The organism is Oenococcus sicerae, from assembly GCF_004102045.2.
GTDB classification, from domain to species: Bacteria; Bacillota; Bacilli; order Lactobacillales; family Lactobacillaceae; genus Oenococcus; species Oenococcus sicerae.
In genome coordinates this window covers 1,173,786-1,196,130 of the sequence record NZ_CP029684.2, presented here as the reverse complement: position 1 = coordinate 1,196,130, position 22,345 = coordinate 1,173,786, and the positions used below count along the sequence as shown (strand labels likewise).

The 22,345-nt window shown below is 38.8% G+C and carries 24 protein-coding genes and 3 tRNA genes; 8 read left to right on the top strand and 19 right to left on the bottom strand.

Annotated elements, in window-relative coordinates; genetic code table 11:
• Positions 1-11: 11 nt before the first annotated feature.
• The 6 genes from DLJ48_RS06145 to DLJ48_RS06120 all read right to left on the bottom strand — a co-directional run bounded on the left by DLJ48_RS06145 (position 12) and on the right by DLJ48_RS06120 (position 6,733).
• Positions 12-1,253: a hypothetical protein gene (locus DLJ48_RS06145; protein ID WP_243148536.1), complete on the bottom strand. Its 1,242-nt coding sequence runs from the start codon at positions 1,251-1,253 to the stop codon at positions 12-14.
• A gap of 61 nt (positions 1,254-1,314) precedes the next feature.
• Positions 1,315-2,865 (bottom strand): glycosyl transferase, encoded by a 1,551-nt coding sequence (locus DLJ48_RS06140; RefSeq protein WP_243148534.1) that lies wholly within the window; start codon positions 2,863-2,865, stop codon positions 1,315-1,317.
• Between the two features lie 187 nt (positions 2,866-3,052).
• On the bottom strand, positions 3,053-4,189 hold the full coding sequence (locus DLJ48_RS06135) for an MFS transporter (RefSeq protein ID WP_243148533.1): 1,137 nt from the start codon (positions 4,187-4,189) through the stop codon (positions 3,053-3,055).
• 490 nt (positions 4,190-4,679) lie between these two features.
• Complete coding sequence (locus tag DLJ48_RS06130) at positions 4,680-5,051, bottom strand: helix-turn-helix domain-containing protein (protein WP_128686608.1); 372 nt, start codon at positions 5,049-5,051, stop codon at positions 4,680-4,682.
• Positions 5,052-5,270: 219 nt separating this feature from the next.
• Positions 5,271-6,218: an NADP-dependent oxidoreductase gene (locus DLJ48_RS06125; RefSeq protein WP_128687101.1), complete on the bottom strand. Its 948-nt coding sequence runs from the start codon at positions 6,216-6,218 to the stop codon at positions 5,271-5,273.
• A gap of 411 nt (positions 6,219-6,629) precedes the next feature.
• Positions 6,630-6,733, bottom strand: a tRNA-OTHER gene (locus tag DLJ48_RS06120).
• A 248-nt stretch (positions 6,734-6,981) separates the two neighbouring features.
• Between DLJ48_RS06120 and DLJ48_RS06115 the strand changes: the two genes are divergently transcribed.
• The 3 genes from DLJ48_RS06115 to DLJ48_RS06105 all read left to right on the top strand — a co-directional run bounded on the left by DLJ48_RS06115 (position 6,982) and on the right by DLJ48_RS06105 (position 8,541).
• Entirely contained in the window at positions 6,982-7,545 is a 564-nt protein-coding gene (locus tag DLJ48_RS06115) for a cadmium resistance transporter (RefSeq protein ID WP_128686607.1), read from the top strand.
• Between the two features lie 73 nt (positions 7,546-7,618).
• On the top strand, positions 7,619-8,140 hold the full coding sequence (locus tag DLJ48_RS06110; protein ID WP_128686606.1) for a GNAT family N-acetyltransferase: 522 nt from the start codon (positions 7,619-7,621) through the stop codon (positions 8,138-8,140).
• 20 nt (positions 8,141-8,160) lie between these two features.
• On the top strand, positions 8,161-8,541 hold the full coding sequence (locus DLJ48_RS06105; RefSeq protein WP_243148532.1) for an 8-oxo-dGTP diphosphatase: 381 nt from the start codon (positions 8,161-8,163) through the stop codon (positions 8,539-8,541).
• 541 nt (positions 8,542-9,082) lie between these two features.
• On the opposite strand, the gene DLJ48_RS06100 is transcribed toward DLJ48_RS06105, so the two are convergent.
• From DLJ48_RS06100 to DLJ48_RS06085, 4 genes are all read right to left on the bottom strand, one after another.
• A tRNA-Glu gene (locus DLJ48_RS06100) sits at positions 9,083-9,154 on the bottom strand.
• A 70-nt stretch (positions 9,155-9,224) separates the two neighbouring features.
• Positions 9,225-10,487 (bottom strand): MFS transporter, encoded by a 1,263-nt coding sequence (locus tag DLJ48_RS06095; protein WP_163939970.1) that lies wholly within the window; start codon positions 10,485-10,487, stop codon positions 9,225-9,227.
• Positions 10,459-11,778 (bottom strand): alkaline phosphatase family protein, encoded by a 1,320-nt coding sequence (locus DLJ48_RS06090; protein WP_128686604.1) that lies wholly within the window; start codon positions 11,776-11,778, stop codon positions 10,459-10,461. Before DLJ48_RS06090 ends, DLJ48_RS06095 begins: the two co-directional genes overlap by 29 nt.
• 61 nt (positions 11,779-11,839) lie before the next feature.
• Complete coding sequence (locus DLJ48_RS06085) at positions 11,840-12,517, bottom strand: aggregation-promoting factor C-terminal-like domain-containing protein (protein WP_128686603.1); 678 nt, start codon at positions 12,515-12,517, stop codon at positions 11,840-11,842.
• A 332-nt stretch (positions 12,518-12,849) separates the two neighbouring features.
• Here DLJ48_RS06085 and DLJ48_RS06080 point away from each other — a divergent pair, with 332 nt between their 5' ends.
• On the top strand, positions 12,850-13,818 hold the full coding sequence (locus DLJ48_RS06080; protein ID WP_128686602.1) for a diacylglycerol/lipid kinase family protein: 969 nt from the start codon (positions 12,850-12,852) through the stop codon (positions 13,816-13,818).
• Between the two features lie 41 nt (positions 13,819-13,859).
• Here the strand turns inward: DLJ48_RS06080 and DLJ48_RS06075 are convergent, their stop codons facing one another.
• Positions 13,860-14,690, bottom strand: a complete 831-nt coding sequence (locus DLJ48_RS06075) for an aldo/keto reductase (RefSeq protein WP_128686601.1) — start codon at positions 14,688-14,690, stop codon at positions 13,860-13,862.
• 41 nt (positions 14,691-14,731) lie between these two features.
• Positions 14,732-15,340 carry a nitroreductase family protein gene (locus tag DLJ48_RS06070; RefSeq protein ID WP_128686600.1) on the bottom strand — a complete coding sequence of 203 codons (609 nt, stop codon included), beginning with the start codon at positions 15,338-15,340 and terminating at the stop codon, positions 14,732-14,734.
• 237 nt (positions 15,341-15,577) lie between these two features.
• Between DLJ48_RS06070 and DLJ48_RS06065 the strand changes: the two genes are divergently transcribed.
• A complete protein-coding gene (locus DLJ48_RS06065; protein WP_243148702.1) occupies positions 15,578-15,946 on the top strand; it encodes an Rrf2 family transcriptional regulator in 369 nt (122 codons plus the stop codon).
• Between the two features lie 132 nt (positions 15,947-16,078).
• The gene (locus DLJ48_RS06060) at positions 16,079-16,858 is read left to right on the top strand and encodes a (S)-acetoin forming diacetyl reductase (protein WP_128686598.1); all 780 of its coding nucleotides are present in this window, start codon (positions 16,079-16,081) and stop codon (positions 16,856-16,858) included.
• 44 nt (positions 16,859-16,902) lie between these two features.
• Here the strand turns inward: DLJ48_RS06060 and DLJ48_RS06055 are convergent, their stop codons facing one another.
• A complete protein-coding gene (locus DLJ48_RS06055; RefSeq protein WP_128686597.1) occupies positions 16,903-17,925 on the bottom strand; it encodes an alpha/beta hydrolase in 1,023 nt (340 codons plus the stop codon).
• A 211-nt stretch (positions 17,926-18,136) separates the two neighbouring features.
• Here DLJ48_RS06055 and DLJ48_RS06050 point away from each other — a divergent pair, with 211 nt between their 5' ends.
• Positions 18,137-18,496 carry a hypothetical protein gene (locus DLJ48_RS06050; protein WP_243148531.1) on the top strand — a complete coding sequence of 120 codons (360 nt, stop codon included), beginning with the start codon at positions 18,137-18,139 and terminating at the stop codon, positions 18,494-18,496.
• Here the strand turns inward: DLJ48_RS06050 and DLJ48_RS06045 are convergent.
• Together DLJ48_RS06045 and DLJ48_RS06040 are read right to left on the bottom strand one after the other, a co-directional pair.
• Positions 18,493-19,056, bottom strand: coding sequence for a GNAT family N-acetyltransferase (locus DLJ48_RS06045; RefSeq protein ID WP_128686595.1), 564 nt, complete (start codon positions 19,054-19,056; stop codon positions 18,493-18,495). The genes DLJ48_RS06050 and DLJ48_RS06045 overlap by 4 nt on opposite strands.
• Before the next feature lie 35 nt (positions 19,057-19,091).
• Complete coding sequence (locus DLJ48_RS06040) at positions 19,092-19,307, bottom strand: hypothetical protein (RefSeq protein WP_128686594.1); 216 nt, start codon at positions 19,305-19,307, stop codon at positions 19,092-19,094.
• A 215-nt stretch (positions 19,308-19,522) separates the two neighbouring features.
• Between DLJ48_RS06040 and DLJ48_RS06035 the strand changes: the two genes are divergently transcribed.
• On the top strand, positions 19,523-19,702 hold the full coding sequence (locus tag DLJ48_RS06035) for a hypothetical protein (protein WP_128686593.1): 180 nt from the start codon (positions 19,523-19,525) through the stop codon (positions 19,700-19,702).
• 439 nt (positions 19,703-20,141) lie between these two features.
• On the opposite strand, the gene DLJ48_RS06030 is transcribed toward DLJ48_RS06035, so the two are convergent.
• From DLJ48_RS06030 to DLJ48_RS06015, 4 genes are all read right to left on the bottom strand, one after another.
• Positions 20,142-20,215, bottom strand: a tRNA-Lys gene (locus DLJ48_RS06030).
• Between the two features lie 60 nt (positions 20,216-20,275).
• Positions 20,276-21,259, bottom strand: a complete 984-nt coding sequence (locus DLJ48_RS06025; RefSeq protein WP_128686592.1) for a substrate-binding domain-containing protein — start codon at positions 21,257-21,259, stop codon at positions 20,276-20,278.
• A gap of 110 nt (positions 21,260-21,369) precedes the next feature.
• On the bottom strand, positions 21,370-21,888 hold the full coding sequence (locus DLJ48_RS06020; protein WP_128686591.1) for a YtxH domain-containing protein: 519 nt from the start codon (positions 21,886-21,888) through the stop codon (positions 21,370-21,372).
• A 3-nt stretch (positions 21,889-21,891) separates the two neighbouring features.
• Complete coding sequence (locus DLJ48_RS06015) at positions 21,892-22,311, bottom strand: DUF948 domain-containing protein (protein ID WP_128686590.1); 420 nt, start codon at positions 22,309-22,311, stop codon at positions 21,892-21,894.
• Positions 22,312-22,345: the final 34 nt, after the last annotated feature.

The following is a 22,345-nucleotide window of genomic DNA, read 5'->3' as shown; positions in this document are numbered from 1 at the left end:
AATCAGTCGCTTTAGATTTCACTTAGGTACTCTTTGCTTTTGTGATGATGGTCAATGTGTGCTGATCGATTTTGTAAGATCAGATAGACAGAAATATAGACAGTCAAAGCAACTGAAAATAAGGATAAAAACAGCACCAAAGGTTCACTGAATCCGATCGAAAGAGAACGTACCAAATAAACGTTTAATTGATTCAGCAAAATCAACACATTTAGCGCTTCAAAAATGACTAAATCAACAAATTTGGTTCTATCTTGAAACATGAAGATGAGAAAAATAAAAGCTAAGCTCGTAATTTCGTAACGTTCATGTTGCTGCATCGTAAAAGTAAAAATCCATAAAGAGTAAAGAAACAGTGCCTGATTGATCGGCATATGCCATTTGCAAATGGCTAAAATAATAATCGTCAAAATAACCAATAAAAACATAATATTAAGGGCTCTAAAGGAAATACCAAATAAAAAACTGTCATTTAACGATGGTACTAGTTTCACTGAATAAGGATAAAAAATACTCCATAAATTAAAAGCATGATCATTAATCGTTGAATACCTTGCAGCAGCTGAAAAATACAACTTTATCGGTAAAAACAAATTGTGGTTAGCAATCATAAAAGGCAGCCAAACAGTTAAAAAAGTCACACTAGCAGTTAAAAAAGGTCTGATAAGTTCTGATATTTTGTAGCGTCTGAATAAAAATAAGACGAAAATCGGTAAAAAATAAATAGCTTGAATTTTAGATAATAACGCAACCGTCATCCAAAAAGCAGCTAAATGAAGCCGATCAGTCTGACTGTTATAAAAGGCCAAGAACAAGGTAATCACCATAATGACATCAAACTGCCCCCAAACGGCAATATTCATAATCAAAGCTGGTGAACTGAGAAAAAGCAAAAGCAAAATCCAATGTTTTCTTTTGGCTTGTTTGCCCTGATTTTCTAAGTAAAAGACAAAGGCAAAACTGCTGACAATAGCTGGTATTTTCACAAAACCATTACACAGAAATTTAAATAACTGACTGGACAACTGAAAAGAATTGGATAGCCGCTGCAATAAGGAGCCTTGAAGACCCAATACCAAAGGAATGATCGGTGGATAATTCACCCGGGGAGAAATACGGTTGTTGTAGAGATTAAAAGAATGTTTCACAATTTGCATGGACCAGGGTATGTCAAAGCGGGTCACGTCCATCTTGCTACGAATAAAAAAAGCTGCCAGCAGGTAAGCAATAAAAGCCGCTGAAAAAATAATCATTCTTTCGATTTTTATGTTGTGCTCATCGAGATTTTCCATAGTTGATCTTTCAAAAAACTGCCTAGTAATAGACACGGTACTGGCCAAAAGTCTTCTCCCTTTTGTTTTTTAAGCTAAAGGGTATCTTTTGACCTTTTTTCATAATGAGTAGCGAATTTTTAGACAGTTGACGTGGTGTCTTAAAAAACCATTTGCCATAAGATGAATAATTTGATTCTGTTTTGAATGATTCCGCTGCCTTTTCATGATTAAAAATAATTGGACTGACCGGTGTGTAAAACAGTGGGATCACGTAGCCGCCCTTGGGAAAACAAGCTGCATATATTTTATCGGTCTTTTGTTGATCAGCAAATCGAACTGCCTGCCCCAGAACTTCCGGTGTCAAAGTGCGGCCTTGCGATAAGTCAGTTTGATCAATTTTGAAATAAAAAATCGTGAAAACGACAAATAAAGCAGAAAACATGAGTGCAAAGGAAATTTTCAGCAGACGATTCTGCACAATACTGTCCAAGCCACGTGCCTCAAGGTACAAAATCGGCAGCATCAATGCATTTAAATGGTTGACATTGATTTTGACGATCAAAATAATTGGTAAACAAGCAATCAACGAAATCAACATAAAATCATCCCACTGAGTTCGTTTCAAAAGTGCAGCATAAAGACCAATTAAAGCAAACACAAACATTATTGGATAAAAAATACCAATTTGCGGTAACGAGTTCCAAATGAGATGGTCATTGCCGGTTACAATCAATCGAACAAATTGATCAATGTTATTGAAAACAGCCTGTAAGAGATGGCCATGTCCGATCACTAACTCGGAATTACTGCGACTACTGGATAGTTTGGGAATAGTCAGCATGAAGAAATGGACTGTTTTTCCGCCCAAAAAATTAATTTTAACAAACAGCAAAAGCGGCCACACGATCAAGAGTGTGACTAAAAAAGATCCCAAGATCTCTAGTGCTGTTATCTGTTTATGCAGATACAAAGACAAGAAGATAGCGCAGAAAAAAATGGGCAGCATCAACCAATTATTTGAATAAGCATAAGCAGAAATGGCAATCATGAAAACAAACAGAAATAAACTAATATACCGTTTTAAACGATCTGTCTTTTTCTGACTTAAAAAAAATAAATAGGCAGCCGCAGCCAAACAAAAAATAATCGGAAAAAGGTTGCTTTCCAAGGCCCAGCGATTTGCCATCATAGACCAAGGACTCAAAAAAATCGTTAACAAACTTAAAATGATCAATTTATTTGGCAATTTATACTTCAGCATCCCGATCAGCAAAACAAATGCGGAAAAAATACTCAACAGAACCATAGGCAAACGGTAAGCGATCAAATTAAGACCTAGCAGTTTGACAAAAGGAATTGCGATCAAAGGATACAGAACATTCATTCCGGTACCCCAAGCATATAAATAAACCGGGTTTTCATGCAAAGCAGAATCTAAGCCATAATGCGCTAAACTCCAAGCATTATAGCCACCCATTGCCTCATCTAAATTCAATCCCATTTGTGTGTCGTAATGAAAAATACGGATAGAGGCGATCGCCAATAGTAATAAAATGATGCCAAATTTAAAGCAAATCGACTGAGTTTTCACTAGCGGAGAATTTACTAAAATCACAATTGCGATGATTATCAAAAATATACTCAATAACTGAATCTGCATCGTCCATCTTCGTTAACTATACTTGCAAAAATGCCATTAACAGTCTTACTCAAAAATAACCCCGAATCACATACTAGTGTTTTTAATTTAAACGAGTATTAATAATTCAAAAAAATTTTCATTCTGCTTTTAAAGTCAAAATCAAAAAAGCCGACACAAGATGCAAAAAAACGATCAGTAAAAATAGGCCTTCATAGCTAAAGGATGTCACGATATAGCCGCCAGCGACCGGGCCGATCGCTCTGCCCAAAGACCCTGCCAGACTGCCAAGTGATTGAAAACGACCACGATCGTTATCAGTCGCATAACGATTCAGCATTGATGGAATTGCTGGAAAAGCCAGAATTTCACCAAAAGTTAGAATAATTATGCCAATTACAAAGCGCCAATATTCAGCGGCATTAATAATAGTGACGTAAGATAGTGCAAATATTAAAATTCCTGCCACGATTCTGAACTTATCATTAACAAAAGAATCTTTAAAAATAAATCTGGTCAAAGGCTGAAACAGCAATAGAACTAAGGCATTGATCGTAAACAACAGACTGTAGGCTTGAATGGAAATGCCCTTGGCAACCATGAGTGTTGAAATATTACTATTCCATTGCTCATAGCCGATCCAAGCAACGACAAAGCCTAAGCAGATAAAACCGATCTGGTTGAGATGAACTAAATGAAAAGACCGGTTGCCCTGAGTTTGCGATCGTGATTTATGTTTTGCTAAATTATGAAAAGCAGTTCTGATAATAACCAGCGTGGCCAAAAAAAGCACTGTCGAAAAAGCAAAAACAAGCCTGACATTCAAGCTAAATAAAATTCCCGAAAGAAAACTCGCTAATCCCGACCCCAGACTTGCTAACCAGTAATTATTATTAAAAATTTGGCTATCATCGGCTTGCAAAAAAGCCAAATAGCCGTTGATATTCGAGCTAAGAATGCCTAGACCGAAACCGTAAACCATCACGAGCGAGGAATAAACTTGCCAAATGGGAAAAATTGAGATTAAGCCCAACGATAAAACCGTCAAACTGCCGCCGAAATACATTGACGATTTCTGTTTCCAATGATCAAATAAAAAACCGCCGAGTAAATTACCGGCTATCATTGCAATCGAAAATGTCATCAGAACAAAACCAGCCACGATCAAGCTTTTATGCAAAGTCTCATGAATATAAAGCGTCGTGATCGGCATGATAAGAACAATACCCATATTTGTAAAAAGACTTGCCAATAAGACTAGCTTATTTTTGAACACAAGAATCCAACGCTCCTTAAATTTCACCTTTAATGATTGCAATCATCATATACGAAATTAAAGCTCATAATACAGTCGAAACAGCATTTGCCATCATGAGATGGTCTAACTCGCTCTTAATTAGGCAAACCTGACCAATTTTCCCTATCGTTTGAGTGCTTTGGAACCATTAACAGTCACGAATTTTGTTTCGTGGTTGCCAATTTCGCTTTAATGTTATTGTGCTGCACTTCATAATCGAAAAGATGCTACGTTTTGAATACCTTTTGGAACTATAGTTAAATAATGATCAGTCGATTAGAAAACATTATTATTTGGGTATTCGGCGTTGCAGTTGTTTATTTGATAATCGTTTTGCTGATTTCACTTATCTCAGCCGCAGTGAAATATTTGTTCCACAATAAAGCTTTTAAACATAATTTTAATAGCAGTTTTAGCTACTTTATCTATGAGATATTCGACCCATCAAATTGGTTTTAAAACAAGCTGTTCAGTGTAAAAAATTTATTAATAACCCATAAATAAAACCACCAACAGGAAAAATCAGCCACCAAAATCGCGACAAAAAGTCCCAAACATTCATTTGTCCAAGCTTCCTTTTATACACACCAGCAGTCGGATCATAGGCAAACTGATTTCGGTCAATCTTTGACTGCTCGTCACTGACCCCGAGCACCAGCGTATCCAAACTAATATTCAATATTTCTGATAGCTTAACAAGATTGCTTAAGTCAGGCGTCGCATCCCCACTCTCCCACTTTGAAATGGCTTGACGGGAAATAAATAATTTGTTTGCCAAGTCTTCTTGCGATAGTTGAGCTTTCACGCGATATTTTTTTAATTGTTCAGAAAATTTCAGCATCAGTCCATCCCTTAACTTCGATTTGGTATCTTTGTGATTACCTAACTTAAGTCTGACAGCCGCATGCTGATCCGTCTAGCAATTTGTTTAAAAAAGCCGCACCAATTAACCTAACATTGCGCAACGACAGGTTGCATCAAGCTAGTAAAAGCGACCACTCAGATATTCAAGTACTACTGCCCGGATTCCCTAAGCAAAACAAGTTTGATATGGCGTCAATCAGTCATCGTGATTACCTGGGACGATCACGATCTTGCCGCGTGCATGGTGGCTCTCGCTTAATCTGTGTGCAGCCCGAAGACCCTCGGTCGTTAAATCGAAAGTGCTGTCAATAATCACCTTGATCCTGTCTTGACTAACTAAAGCACCTAGTTGCGCCAACTGTTTGCCATTAGCCTGAAGACGCCAAAATTCTGCAGACGGATGTCCCTGTTTTTGTGCCTCACTAGGATTACCAGCAATCGTGACCAGTCTGCCGGACGTCTTTAAAATGGCCAGACCTTCATCGATAGCATTGATCGTATCGAAAACAGCGTCATAATCGCTTAAAAGATCTGTAATCTTATTTTTATGATAATCAATCACCTCATCAGCACCTAAATCCAGCAATAATTGCCGGTTTTTGTTGCTGGTCGTTGTTGTGACATAAGCGCCTAAATACTTCGCGATCTGAATGGCAAACATGCCCACGCCACCAGCACCCGCTTGTACTAATAATTTCTCACCTGCCTTGATTTTCAAACGATCGACGACCACTTGCCAAGCCGTTAAACCTGCCAAAGGAATCGCAGCAGCCTTTTCAAAAGAAATGTTTTCAGGCTTAAGAACTAATTTGTCTTCTTTAACAGCGGCATATTCAGCATAAGTTCCGCGCCGAGCATCTTGATAGGTATCAGGACGCGCAAAAACCGCATCGCCAACTTGAAAATCAGCAACCTTGCTACCAATTTGTACGATTATACCTGATAGATCCCAGCCGAGAACAACTGGAAATTGCCAATCAAAGTTCGCTTTCCTAAGTCCTTGACGAATCTTGACATCGATCGGATTAACACTCGTCGCCTTTACTTCAACCAAAACTTCGTCTTCAGCAATTTTAGGGACCACGATCTCCGCTTCATGCAGTTCATCTGCTGAACCATAATTATCAATCACAACAGCTTTCATGCTCATACCAGCTTTCTTTTACTCATCTATTTTACCTAATTTTTAGTTAGTAAGTTGGCAGAGATCACTTCTATTGTTCGGATTGCAAACAACTAGATACCTCGTAATTAGAAATTATATGCTGCAGTCCATATGAAATAATGTTGTACAAGGCGCTTACAACGCTCTTTTCGCAATATGTAGTCGATGGTGATTTTATAAAAGTCGATAACGAAGCTTCGAAAGATAAAAATCGTCTGAAGCAAAACGCATTAAAGTACTAAAAACTATGAGTAAATTCGCCATCTTCATTTGCTCACTCACGTATGTTTCTCATACAAATCCCACAAATTATCGCTAATTTATCCGGGCATCTTTTTTGGTTTATTTACTTTATTAACAGTTTATATTCATTAAGAAATCATGAATTTATGGAGAAGGAAAGGGATTTGAACCCTCGCATCGTAACTAACGCTAACGACCTACCTGTTTAATAAATTAAACAGGCCTCTTAAACCAGACTTGAGTACTTCTCCGAATAATCTGTTATTAATCTCGTTTACCTTGATCAACAACAAAGAAGAGCTTAAAGCTGCTAGTTTAACTGAGTTTTAAATAGAAATAAAGCCAAAATAAAAAACCTAATGTCAGTCAGGCTTTTTTTAGATTGCTTGCCTGCCTCATAACGGAATCATTTTAAAAATCAAATTTCCAATCATTTTATTTTGCGTTATCATATGCATAGTACGACATATGTCATTTGTTTCATAGGAAAGGTTCTTTTATGAATTATGGTATTTTACTGCTGACTTTTATCAGTATTAATTTGGATTTCTTTTTCATGCTCTTATTTCTCGTGAAAAAGTATCCTCTAAGAGAAGTCATGGCTGGCTATTTAGCTGGCAACTTGATTCTGCTAAGTCTGAGTTATCTGATCGGCAGAGTTTTAACTGTTTTTCTGCCAGAATGGCTGCTTGGTCTGTTAGGCTTTTTGCCGATCTATCTCGCTTTAAAAAAAGATGATGATAGTGATCAGATCAAACAACATCACTCAGCTGCTATCAGCGTGCTTATCACTTATTTATCAGTGTGCACAGGGTGTAATTTATCCATATTTTTGCCAATTCTTGTCAGCGAAAGTCTCATGCATTTCATCGAAACGATTATCTTTATTGCGATCCTAACTATCATTGCTGTGTGGCTGATCAAGCTGACGAGCAAAGTTCCTATCGTTTCTTCGATCATGGCAAAACACGGCGAAAAAATTATGAAGTTTTGTTACATCGCTATTGGTTTATATGTTTTTTGGGATAGCGGCTTAGTGACACATTTATTAGCCTTCTTCTAGCTGTGACACCAAGATAAGTGAGTTTAGCAAAACGACAGCTTTTATAACGTAAATCAACTAAACTTAATTAATCATGGAAACAAGGCTGCTAAACACAAATGATTTTGAAAACTATAAGAAACTGCGATTAACAGCACTTGCGACAGACCCTTCTGTTTTTGGATCAACTTTTGATGAAGAAAAGCAGTATAACGATGAACGTTTTAAAACTAGGCTGATCGTTAGCAGCAACCAATTCATTGTCGGCTCATTTATAGGCACTGATTTAGTAGCGATGGCTAAGTTCAACAGATTCACAAATATTAAAGAACGACATAAGGGAGAAATAACTTCCGTCTATTGTTTGACCAATTATCGAGGCCAAGGCATAGCCCGCACAACACTGCTTCACTTAATTAAGCAGGCTGATCAAATTAAACATTTAAAGCAACTCAGATTAACTGTATCATCAGATAATGTGGCGGCCAAAAAACTTTACGTAGCACTTGGCTTCCAAAAATATGGCATAGAGACTGACTCTTTATTCGATGGCAAATATTATTTTGACGAGGATCTCATGTCTTTGAACTTAAAAACATCTGATCATCTAAATTAGATAAAGCTAGGAGCTAAACGATGGCAAAACATATACCGGAAAAAGTCGAATTTACGAATCTCATTGCGATCTATAATCAACAAAGCAAGCAGCTTGTTGTTGAAAACAGATTAAATCCAAATTTTTCAGGGCTGACCCTGCCTGGCGGTCACGTAGAACGCGAAGAAAGTTTTTCGCATGCAGCCATCAGAGAGGCAAAAGAAGAATCCGGCCTGACGATCAAGGATCCCATTTTAAAAGGAATCAAAGATTTTGAGAAAGATGATGCTACTGGCCGATATGTTGTTCTACTTTATTTAGCAACGAATTTTACCGGTGAATTATTTTCTTCTTCTGAAGGCCAAGTGTTTTGGGAAGACTTGGACAAATTGCAAAATACTCCCATGGTGTCTTTCAATTAGATAAAATGTTGCAAATTATATTCAGCGAATCGCTTTCAGAGCTGTTTTACTCCGATGAGACGACTCATCTTTATTAATTTATATCAGTTCGCTGTGAACAGCTGGTGTTTTGCATAAAAAAGTATGAGGCCAAGTCAGACGTTAATCAAAAACGAGCTATAGCCGCATTTTAAAAGCGGACGCAAATAAAAAAATCCCCGCATAAAGCGAGGACCTTCCATAGCGTGAACTATGAAAAAATGTTGGGCATCGGCCATGACACCCGTAAATGATTATATCCAATATCCGAATGATATGCACGAGATTTTTGAATGCTTGTCTACCCATTCAAAATAATCAAGATATTCAGACTACATATTCTAATTTTTTAATTATCAGTCACTAATGAACACTATTTCAATTTACTAATTTTCTACTGTTTGTACTATTCTTTCGCGTTTTTTATAGATTTAACAATTCCAATAATAGCTGAAAACCTTGATACACCGCCTTTTAAGCACAAAAAAAACTTCATACCAAGGAATGGTACAAAGCCTATTAGTAGCTCGATCGGGAATCGAACCCGAGATTTCGCCGTGAAAGGGCGACGTCTTAGCCGCTTGACCATCGAGCCAGATGGTCAGTGTCACAATTAAGCAACGTTAATATAGTACGGGAAAAAGCGACGAAGGTCAAGCCCTTTTTTAATTTTCTTTGACACACAATAAAATAATCAAACCAATCGAGAACAAAATTGCCATACTAAAGGCACCGATTTGGACTTGTCCAGAAATCTGAGAAACGACACCAAAGAGAAAAGGCCCAATGATCGCGGAAAATTTGCCAAAAATATTGAAAAATCCGAAAAATTCCGAGGCATGCTCTTTAGGCACCAGTTTGCCAAAATAAGAACGGCTTAAAGCCTGAATACCACCTTGAGAGGTCCCGACCAGCACACCTAATATCCAAAATTCCGTCACAGAATGGATGAACAAGGCATAAAACGAAATGAACAGATAAATAATAATACCAGTCAGCAGCAGTTTTTTTGTGCCGAATTTTTTGCTTAGTATGCCATAAATAATCGAAAACGGAAAAGCCACCAGCTGAACGACCAGCAGTACCATCAGCAGATCTGACGAACTGATGCCGACTGCCAGACCAAAAGTCGATGCTACCGTGAAAATCGTGTTGATACCGTCAATGTAAAAGAAATAAGCAAGCAAAAATAAAGCCATTTGCCGATAATCTGTGGTCATTAAATGTTTTAGCGTATGCAAGATTTCGCTATAAGCCGCAAAAACAGGCCGATCCGGTTTCACAAGACTATTTTGCTGACGAACATTCAGCCAAAAGGGGATCGTCCAGATCAGCCACCAAACAGCCGCAATAATAAAGGCCGTATAATAAGCCCCATTGCCTTTTAAGATGTGCATCGAAACCATCAGGTAAAAAGCCAAGAAAGGCACTAAGCCGCCCATATAGCCCCAACCATAGCCCGTCGAACTGACTTTATCCATTCGATCATCGCTGCTGACATCAATAAGATAAGAATCATAGAAAATATTGGCGGCAGAATAACCAATATTGGCAAAGACAAAAACAATCAAAAGTGTCCAAAAATGCTGATCGCCAACCAAAGCCAAAGCAGCCGTTGCCAGAATACCAAGTCCTGTGAAAAAGTTGAATAATCTTCCCTTCATCCCAGCGAAATCAGCTAAAGCACCCAAAATTGGCGCTGAAAAAGCAACCAGTAGCGTTGAGATCGAGTTTGCATAAGACCAATAGGCGTTTATATCAGCCGATGAAAAACCGGCTTTTCTGCCGATGCTCGTCAAAAAAATCGGTAAAACGGCTGTCACAACGATAATGCCAAAACTGGAATTAGCCCAATCATATAAAATCCAAGACCACTCGGTTTTGGTCAGTCTCGAACTATTAGTCGCTGTTTTTTTGAATAAAAGCATCGCTAATTTCCTGACCATCAATCGGTTCTTTGAATGCCAATCCCATAATTCTTGCTAAGGTCGGCGCTTCGTCGATCAGACGAGCAGATTTTATTTTAAAAGCAGGTTTGATACCAGGCCCTGATAAAACTAAAGTCGTTTGATAATTTTTCTTCGTTGGCAGAAAACCATGTACAGCTTTGTAACGATCAGTTTGTGCCACTGAGTTCGGGTCTACTTCTTCGATCACTTCTTTGACAGCAACTTCATCGGTAAAGTAGTAACCCGCTTTCGCTTCGACCATCAAAGAAGCTTTTGGATCAGCACCTAACGCGGCCAATTCATCATGCGAATAAATTTTTTCAATTGCAGGACCAGCATGCTCTTTAATCAAATGTGCGATACCAGCCGCTTTCTTTGGCTCTCTTAAATAAATATAGCTTGAACCGTCAGTCGTTTTCGCCATTACTTGCCAATCCGTCATCACGTGTTTTGCCTGGTCGTAATCAAGCCAAGAATTCTGTTTAAACAGATAATTTAAATGCACCATGGCATGCACATCGATCTGGTAATGATCTCCGAGTACCACGATATTAGTCTTATCGAGTTTCTGAATTTTCTTTAAAGCAGCCAGCATAATGCCCAAATGAGCATCTAGTCGTGCTAATGCAGCAACCGCCTCCTTGGATTCGACACCGTAATGGTGACGCATTGAATCCAAATCAACTAAATGAACCAGTGTTAAATTAGGATACTTTTTCTCGATCGTCCAAGCAGCTGAAGCCGTCACAAAATCATCGAGTTGCGGCTGAGCGATACCCTTTCGCAGTTTGCCAAACTTTGAGTTCATATGAATTGTAAAAAACGGCGAACTAGCCTGAAAAGATTGCGTATATTGATTTTGCCAAATACGATTCGGAAAAATCTCGGCAATATTATATTTGATGGCCGAGCTACCAGCTGTCACTGGCCAAAGAAAAGCAGCCACATCCATCCTGTTTGCATGAGCAAGCTGATACAGTGTTGGTTTTTTCACATATTTGGCCCACCAGTACCAATCAGGTGCTAAGCCACGATCGATTTGTGTCAAAGTATTATTCACAATACCATGATTTTTGGGATAATCACCGGTCACGATCGTCGTATGACTCGGATAAGTCAAAGTAGGATAAACACCGAAAACTTTTTGTACATGCGTCCCTTTTTCGATCAAGGACCTCAAATTCGGCATTATATCAAGATGCGTTTTCGTGTCCAATTCGCCCAAAGCATCAAAGGAAACGACTAATAAATGTTTTCTATCGTTAAACATGACTTATATTTTAAATCAGTACACAAAAAAATGCTTCAATTGATTGAAGCATTTTAACGACTTAATACCAGCCATATGCGCGATGATGAGCAGCAGCGGCAGCCCAAGAACCATACCGAGCAGCGACATAACGATCAGCCGCCGATCCAGAATAACCGCCATACTGTGCAGCAGCCTGAGAACTCAATTGGAACAAGCCTAAATATTGGCCATTAGCAGCGTTTTCATTGCCGCCTGATTCAATGCTTTCGATCCAGGCTTTAGATGCATCCCCAGTGATGCCATAGCTGCCGGAAGTCGTTGATGATGAACTTACCTGATAGCTTGTTTGCGTGTAAGTTGCCGTCTGGGCCGCAGTAGCCTGCTGAGCAGCGGCTTCTTGTGCAGCTTTCTCTTTAGCAGCTTGTGTGGCAGCTGCTTCTTGTGCGGCTTTCTCTTGAGCCACAGCCTGTTGAGCTGTCTTTTCTTTTGCTGCTTTTTCTTGAGCAACTTTATTTGCAGCTTCCTTTTGTGCAGCGATTTTTTTATCAGCCGCAGCACGAATAGCAAATTGATTACCAATTGATTTTTGTTCGCCTGCGCAATCTGTTGATGCTTTATTAATTTGTTTTTGAAATTTATTTTGATTGTCTGAAACTGCTTGAGCAGTTGTCAAGGCCGAGGCTTGAATCTGGCCAGGAATGACAACTGCAGCAACAATTGCTGATTTGACGATAATATTTAACTTTATTCGTTTCATTGCAACAACCATATTGCCGGCCAAAAATTACTTAGAAATATCAAAAATATTGTTGTTTTGTAACAGACGATTTTAGTTGTATATACCAATATGTTGAAAACGGGCGTCTAACTTTTGTAATATTTGAACTTACAGACATTTTTCACTTAATCTTTTTTTAATAAGTATCTACAAATAACGAATTAACCCCCACTTGTATAATACAAATATTAAAAAAACACACGAAATAACTTTTTTTAGAGAAAAAATGCACTAAATACCTTTTTTTATGATTTAGTTGCTAATTAAATCAAAATTCGAAGAATCAACACGAAAGCATACAATTATAGGATATGAAGCCACATTTTTACGCAATTGTTAATCAGCATGCTGGTAATTATCGCGGTCGCCAAATTTGGCATAAAATCCAAGATCATTTGATTGGAAGCGACATTCGTTTGTCCGTCTTAATTTCAACATATGCTGGTGCGCCCAGAGATTTTGCATATGATCTAGCGGCTAATTTACCAGATAAACCCTCCAATATCGTCATTTTAGCCTTTGGTGGGGATGGTACTCTGCACGAGGTATTAAACGGCTTGTTGGATGCTGATCGTAAATATCCCTTACCGCTAGCTTATTTACCAGCCGGTTCTGGTAATGATTTTGCCCGAGGTGCCAAAATGCGGCCCGCCGGTCGATGGCAGGCAGGTTTGGAAGACTTGCTGCAGGTAAATAAGAGCTCGCAAGTCAATATTGCTGCCTATCAACTGCATGGCGAGACTAATAAACACTATTTTATGAATAGTTTCGGTATCGGTTTTGATGGCACCGCAGTTCAAGAAGCGAATAGATCCAAACATAAGAAATTTTTCAATCATCTTGGCCTTGGCGCGATCACCTATTTAGTTGCAGCTTTGATCAGTGTCTTTAAAACACGATCTTTTCCAGCACAAATTCAAACGGACCATTTTAATAAGAAATTTTCGAATGCTTTTTTATTGACCGTGACCAATCAGCCTTATTTCGGTGGCGGCCTAAAAATTGCCCCGGATGCCAGTATCACAGAGCCGAATTTAAAGCTAGTTCTGTTCCGAAGAAAAAATTTGTTCCAGGTGTTTGCAAATCTTCTCACAGTCATCCTAGGAAATTGCCACTATAAATTGAAATCTGTTTATCATACGACCATGACGAACGATTTTGACCTAATCGTTAACTCCAGGCAAACAGCGCAAGTCGATGGCCAAAGTATGATATTGGACTGTTTTCACGTCAAAATCTCACATATCAGCTACCCTTTTTGGCTGCCTGAAAGCAAATAAAAAGGAAACAGAGGCTACTGTTTCCTTGAATAGATCAAAAATTAAAACTCTTCGTATTCGGCTGGATCTTGATTTTCAATTCGGCCATCCGGCTTGCTTAATTGGTCAATCGCCAGCATATCATCGTCGGAGATCTGAAAATCAAAAATGTCCAAATTACCAGCCTGTCTTGCCGGCGATGAAGATTTAGGAATCGGCAAAGTGCCCAATTGGACTTCCCATCGCAGAATAAGCTGGCCAACATTCTTACTATATTTAGCAGCGATCTCAGACAATTTTTTGTCCTTTAGCACAAGACTAGCGCGGCCCAAAGGGCTCCAGTCCTCAGTCAAAATATGATTTTCCTGATCGTAAGCACGCTGTTCTTTTTGATTGAAGTAGGGGTGCAGCTCGATCTGATTGATCACCGGAAGAACTCCCGTTTTCGCTTTTAAATTATCCAAATGTTCTGGCAGAAAATTACAAACGCCAATTGAGCGAATCAGACCAAATTTTTGTGCGTCGATCAGTGCCTGCCAAGCCGCTACGTATTGACCACGTTTCGGATTCGGCCAATGAAGCAAATACAAATCAAAATAGTCTAGGCCTGTTCGGTACAAAGATTCCTTGATCGTATTGATGGCATCTTGATAAGCATAATGCCGGCCAGGTAATTTTGACGCAATCAGCAAATCAGTCCGGGCCACTCCTGACAAACGTACAGCCTGACCCACAGCACCCTCGTTCTCATAATTAAAAGCCGAATCCAGCAGCCGATAGCCCCTTTGAATGCCAGAAACCATTTCATTAACGCCTTTAGCACCATTTAATTGAAAAGTACCAAAGCCTACTTTGGGCAAAACAAGTCCATCATTTAATACATAATTTTCCATTTTTGACCTCCATAGAATAGTTTAAAACATCTTACTATAAATTAGTCAGCAATAATTTTAAAACGACTGTCGTCATCAATATAATCTTTAGCAGCAGCTGTTTCTTCAATTGAACCGAAAGGCATTTCTGAGCGCAAAACCCAACCATTTGGAACATCAAAAGCTTGTTTTACCTGATCATCGATCAGCGGATTGTAATGCTGATTGCTGGCACCAATTTGGTTTAAAGCCAGGGCTGTCCAAACACTCAGCTGCGCACCACCAAGCCCTTGTTCGGCCCAATCTGCAAAATTATCAGCATATAAAGCAAATTGTTTTTCATTTTGTGCAATTGTTGGTCGATCCGTGAAAAATAAAATTGTGCCAAACCCTGCTTTAAATGCATTGAGCTTGGCCTTTGTCGCAGCATAAGCATCTGCATTCGGTACCTCACTTTTTAAACGATCAGCTGTGATCTCCCAAACCTTATCTGATGACTGACCAAATAAAATCATTGCGCGAGTGGACTGATTATTAAAAGCAGTTGGCGATTCTTTAATTGCTTTTTCTATTAAGTCTGCTATTTCATGCGTTCCAAAAGTCAATTGATCGCCGATCTTTCTGATCGAACGCCTTTTCTTCATTAAATCAATATAAGTTGTATCTACCATAATATTCATTTTCCTTTTTTTATTTTTGAAACAAGATTTGTTACTTTTTTAGAAACAATTAGATTCTATCTCTGAAAAAAATGATTGTCAACAAGCACTTATGCCTATTTTTTTTACAGGAAACTTGTTATATAATGTATTACATGAAAGTGTTTAAGAAAGGATGTGTTTTTTACGGCTAATACGCGACTAAGCGATGCGACACACATTTTGGTTTATGTCGCGCTACATGAACACATGCCAGTGACAAGTTCGGAAATTGCTGGCAGTCTCCAGACTGCTCCGAGTTTGGTGCGAAGAATTATGATCAAATTAAAAAAAGCCGGCCTATTGAATGCTGTTCAAGGTGCTGCTCAGCCAACATTAGTCAAAAGCGCTGATCAAATTAATCTGCGAGATATTTATAGCGCCATTTCCACTGATCGGCATCTGTTAAATGTTGACAGCAACATTTCCAAGCATTGTCCAATCGGCAGTAACATGCCAATTGTGTTGGGTCGCTATTACGATGAAATCCAAAGTACTGCTGAAGCTCGTATGGCGAAAATTTCATTACAGGATGTCATCGATGACATCAAAATGCAGCAACAGCAGCATCAAGCATAATTAAATATCGTTTTCCTAATCAGCTGTCAATCAAGGTCGTTTTCCCCTTGTGAAATAAGTTGTTTTTTGCTATAATTCCATTTGTGATTTATTCTACAAATATTCATGAATTTAAAAAAATTAGGAGCGAATATGTCAGATAAAGTAGCAATCGTTACAGGAGCTGGTCAAGGCATTGGTGAAGCAATTGCCAAAAGATTGGCTAAAGATGGTTTTAAGACTGGACTAGTTGGCCGTCACTTGGATAAGGTGCAAGCCGTTGCTGACCAGATCAATCAGGAATATGGCCAAAATACAGCATTCGCTTTTAAAGCTGATGTTTCAAAACGTGATGAGGTATTCGCAGCCGTGAAAGCTGTCACTGAGAAATTTGGCGATTTAAACGTTGTTGTCAATAATGCCGGCGTGGCACCAACCACTCCAATTATGGAAGTTACTGAAGACGACATGGAATGGACTTGGAAAATCAACGTCGATGGTGTCGTCTGGGGAATTCAAGCAGCTGCAACAGCCTTCAAGGGCTTCAAACATGGCGGTAAAATCATTAACGCAACATCACAAGCTGGTGTTCAAGGAAATCCTGATTTAACTGCTTACGGATCAACCAAGTTTGCAATTCGCGGTATTACACAAACCACTGCTAAAGAATTGGCTCAGTTTGGTATCACGGTCAATGCCTATGCACCCGGTATCGTTAAGACACCGATGATGTGGGATATTGCTCATGAAGTTGGCCAGAATGCTGGCAAGGACGACGACTGGGGAATGGACCAATTTGCCAAGGGTATCGCGCTTGGCAAATTATCGGAACCAGAAGATGTGGCTAATGCCGTTGCTTTCCTAGCTGGATCCGATTCCAACTACATTACCGGACAAACGATCGTCGTTGATGGCGGAATGGTTTTCCAATAACATTGATTATCTATTTAAAAAGCAGCCCCATTAAGAGCTGTTTTTTATTTAACATATTTTTTCAAAAAAATGATTGTCTGCTGTAGGCATAGTTTACCCTCTCGACTGGTCAAGTCAAGCTGATACTCATGATGTACTTGACCATATTTTGCCTTTGAAAAGAAAAGCGATTCATTTGCAACATGGTATTTGTTCAGAGATTTGATAAGTTTCTTTGCATGAATTTCAAAAGAACCAGAGTTGCCATCAGTCACAAAACTAGGCGGATAATTTTCAGTGACATGATCGACAGTTGATGCCTGGCCAGCTGCAGATGATGTTTGCCAATCTTTTTTGCCCACATAAGCCCAGCCAATATAATCGACAAATTTGCGATACTCAGCAGACGTATATTTAGACAAACTTTTTAAATCATAAGGTCCGCAAAATAAAAGCGTTGCTTTGATCGTTGATTCAGGAATGATTCGTTTTATTTTTACTGCTTTGGCTAACTTAGCATTGGTCTGAATAGCTGCATATTGAGAAGCGATCTGAGCACCAGCTGAATCTCCGCCAATCACAATCTGTTTCAAATTGATAATTTGGTTGCTGCCCTGCTGTGTTTTTAAAAAACGATAGGCTTGATTTAATTGTATTAGTGGAGTCGGATAGTGGTGATCTGGCGCAGTCGAATAATTAATACTGACAAAACTGTAACCCTGCTGGGCCAGATAGGGTCCCCAATAATCAAGCATAGATTTATCACCGCCGATAAAACTGCCGCCATGTGTCCACAAAATCGTTCCTTTTATTTTGCCGTATTTTGGATAATAAATATCTAGTTTTTGATCGCCAAAAGTCTTACTATAACTAATATTTTTAATTGAGCTGACTTGCGAATCCACCCGATCAAAATGCGCTGGTCTGGTGGCTTGCGTTTGAGGAATTCGATTTAGCAGAAAGACAAACGGCCGCGGAGACAACTGAAAAGCCAGCCAAACAGCAAAAATTAGCAATACCACAACAGAAATACTTGAAATAACTATTTTTTTAAATTTCGACCAGTTCCGAGTCATCTTTTTAAGCATAAGACTATTCTAGAATCCTTTTCACAATCATACCGCCAATAACTGGTAATTTAATCAAAATTTTGGCTACTATCAAAATGGCTGTATTTTCTTAATATGACAACGGACAGCTCATTCGTCATATAATTAAGCTAGACAATACAAGTACAGAGAAAGTTGAGACAAGCCGATGTATGATGATAATCGATTTTTCAAATTTTTCCTCCTGTTAATGAAGCTGATCACAGGTTTCGGCATGCTTTTAATTGCCTTTAATTTAATAGAAAACGCGATCTACAACTATCCTATGACGCGTTCGAGCAATCCGCTCGTCAGTATTTCAATTTACGCTGCTATTCTTTCTGGATTATTGAACATTTTTCAAGTCATTTGTTTATTTTTTTACTTGAATCGAATCATGAAAATTTGCTATGTTATCACTGTTTTTATTAGCAATCTATTGTTAATATTTGTCTCGATCGTTTGGCTGAGTGTTTATCAATTTATGTTTTTGGGCGTTAGCCTTGGGCTGCTAGGCCTTATCTTGATTTCTTTTCAGATCGGGAAAAACAGCCGGCGCAATGATCATTAACATTTGCTTAATTGCAACTGCATATGCTGATAATTGTGCTCAAGAAGTTTTACATGACCAGCTTGTTTGAAACCAAAGCCTTCGTACAACTTGTGTGCCCGAGGATTCTTCAAATCAACATTTAATCCAAGAACCTCTTCACCGTTTGAAAGAGCCATCTCTTTAGCTGCCGATAACAAGCCGTGGCCGATACCTTGCCCGCGTGCATTTTCAGATACCACGATCGAATCAATGTACAATTCATGTTCAAAACTTTCTCGATCTGGGAAAACGGGTTTCCTGTAGCCATATTGATCAGCTAAAATCTTTTGAAAAGTTAAATCAACGCTGGCTTCGTCTTCGTTTGAATAAGCAAATAAAACACCGAGAATATTCTCCCTTTGGCTAGCGACTAAAGCTCTGGAAAAATGATACCGAGTGCGGTCATCTTGTTGAGCCGCCAATTGATAGGCATGGACTAACTTATTTTCATCGAGTTCGATTCCCATGTCACGGAAAATATAGCGCTCTAGATCCAATATAGCTCTCTGATCATCTTGACTAGCTTTTCTAATTTTCATTCAATAAACTCCTAATTTTTCTATAAATATTGCCATCATAAAAATTCAATCATTGCGATCACTGCTATAACAGCAAATAATACTAGAAACACAATATTGACCGTTCTGAGTATTTTGGCAGCTCTTTGCAGTTTTTTATTTGTTTCATCGACCTTGATCGGACTTACTATTTTTAGATTCAAAAACTCTGCCAGTGCTGCTAAAGCAAAAATGACGGCGATGACGACTAACTGCATTTGCTGACTTGACATTTAACTATCCTCATAACAAATTTTACTCACTTAGCCATCAAATGACCAATTGAATTTTTTTAAATGATTAACTTGACTGATCGCTGGAACTGATTTTTGCCTAAATACATCTGACTTACGAATACGCTTGTTTGTTTTAATGCATCAGCTTGTGAATCTTGATAAAATAGAGATGTGAGATATCAAGTGAACTCGTCTTCTAAAGGGGGCAAACTATGATTGACCGAATGGATAAAAAACAGCTCAAGAAGCACTATGTTAACTCTTCAGATCGAACTCAGCTGAATCCTTTAGCAGCTAAGGACAAAGCCAGTCTGGATTCCATGAACTTTTTGCAAAATCGCAATTTATACAATGCAATCGTGGTCTTCCTTAAATTAAAGCGACCGCAATAGTTTTCTAAAAAGAGCTTTGGCTCTTTTTTCTTAAGAAGCCATTATCTAGCATATGGTCATTTCACATCTATATTCTCCGCAAAACTGAAGGTTGTCAAATTTTCAAATTAAGTCAATAACATAGCTGAAACTGCTTCAGAGCTTAAAATTCTTAGAATGTGACGCTTTTTCAGCCTTAAACTTGTTTCCCCTGTTTCTTGAGCGAATATTGTGTAGCCGGCTCTTTTGATTGCTATTTTTAAGAGGTTGAGGAAACGAAACCTAGCTTCGCGGGTTCCAGTCCTTTCCTCGTGCATTGTAGATATTTCATTTGTCCCTATTGGAGGGTTCTCTATGGGCATACATAAATGCTGTTAAAGCCTGCTATCACACCGGTATTTAGGCACAAAAAAACCGCCATAACGGCGGTTATTCCCAAGGACACCAGATTTGCATCTAGTGCCCCCTCCCGGACTCGAACCGGGGACCTTGGGATTAAAAATCCCCTACTCTAACCAGCTGAGTTAAAGGGGCATTGCTTTTTAAGCAACAAAAACATTTTACGGGAATAAAAAATATTTTGCAAGCTTTTTTTTATTTTGTTGTGTCTCGCATGACGAATTCATGTGGTAAAAGAACTTCAGGATCATCAACTTTTTGGTCGGACATCAATTTCGTCAATAGACGCATCGCCACAGCGCCGATATCAAATTTTGGTTGTGTAACTGAAGAAATAGCTGGCCGAGTCATGTTAACCAATTTTGTGTCATTAGAGGAAATTATCTGAAATTTATCAGGTACTTTGATACCGTTATCTTGCATATAGTTGAGAATGCCGACTGCGGGTTCATCTTCACCTGTAATAACGGCCCTGATGCCGTCTTTGTACAAATGATGTGCTAAATTATATCCAGCTTGATAATCGTCGTCAGACTCGTATATTTTGCCTCCAGGGACGGCACTCAAAAATCCTTCTTTACGCAGATCCGACAAACTGCTTTCACCCGGATTATCTACTAGGGCAATTTTGGAATCCTTAAGATTCTTTTTTAAAGTCAGGCCAACTTGTTTGAAAGCTTTAACGTAGTCTATGTTAACTGATGGGAGTTTGTTATCAGGATCGACTGAACCAGCAAAAACAACTGGGAAAGGAGATTCTTCCAAAAGATGAAGCATCTCTTTTGAGGTTTTATTGCCCATGTAGATCATGCCATCGACATGTTTATCGATCAAAGTATTTAAGGCAGCTTTTTCAGCTTCAGGATTGTCATCAGACACTGCTAAAGTCACAGAATAGTTGTAAATTTTAGCAACTGCATCGATTCCCTGTGCTAATTCAGCGTAGTATAAATCAGTCAGGTCTGGAATAACCATTCCGATCATTGTTGTCTTAGAACTGGCCAGCCCCTTAGCCATTGCGTTGGGGCGATAATTTAATTCTTTAATCGCCTTAAGGACTTTCTGCCTGGTTTCGTCTTTAACTTTTCCATTATTATTAACAACTCGGCTCACAGTTGCCAAGCTCACGCCTACTCTTTCAGAGACGTCATATATTGTTGGTTGTTTATTTTCTGCCATTACTTTTACCTAGTATAAATAATAACGATTGTAAAAGCATAATGCAAGCGCTTACATTAACAAAATATTTTAAAAAAAATAAAAACCAGGTATAAATCCTGGTTTTTCGTCTAATTATTTGTCTTTTCGTCCTCATCTGGCTTAGTTAAGTCATCTTTCAAAGCGTCATCTTCTTCTAAATTAATAGCCTCTTTGGAAAAATGCTGGCGTAAATCGTCAATTGTGTCTTTAGCTTTGCCAAGATATGGTGATACGGCATCTTTAGCTTTGTCTGCATATGGACTTGCCTTATCGATCAAGTCATTAGCAGTATCTTTAGCCTTATCCAGATAAGGAGAAGCCTGGCTTGCTATATCAGCCGCCTTGTCTTTAACATCTTGATAAGTATCCGCGTATTTGGAATTCTTCAGCTGTTCATCGACTTCACCAACTTTGTCCTTGGCTTTCTCAGAAAGGTCACCGGCTAAGTCAGCACCAGCATAGGCGGCGTCATAACCGAGATCCTTAAGTTTGTTGCCAGCTTCTTTAGCTTTTACAACCAACTCGTCTTGTTTTGCTTGAGGCAAAGCTTTAAATGCTGCATAAGCAGCAGCTGTTGCAATGATTCCTGCTATCAGTCCTTTTGCCATGTCTTATCCTTTCTTTGATCGGCTCTTTTTGAATCGGTCAAACACCGCTTGTCCAGCACTAAGTGCGACACCGGATTTAATTGCCGAGCTGGCAAAATTTTTGACAGCTCTTTTAACTTTGGTTCGCTTATCAACAACTTCAGTCTCTTTTTTATTGATTTTGTCCGTAAAATGGCTGATCGTTGAGCCTAAATCGGCCGTTGCTTGAATGACAGGATCTAAACGTTCGACTTTACTGGTTAAATCACTCAGAAGTGATTTAGTCGTGGCAGTAATCTGGTCAGCATCGCTTGCGATCGGCTCAATATGTTTTTTAAAAATTCTAACGGTCTGATTAATCGAAATCAGAACAGCTACGATGGCAATTACCAATATGGCAAAAGCAATCGCAGCAATTAATCCAGCTATCTGGCCAAGTCCCATTTTTCCTCCTGCTGACTACATTATACCTAGTTTG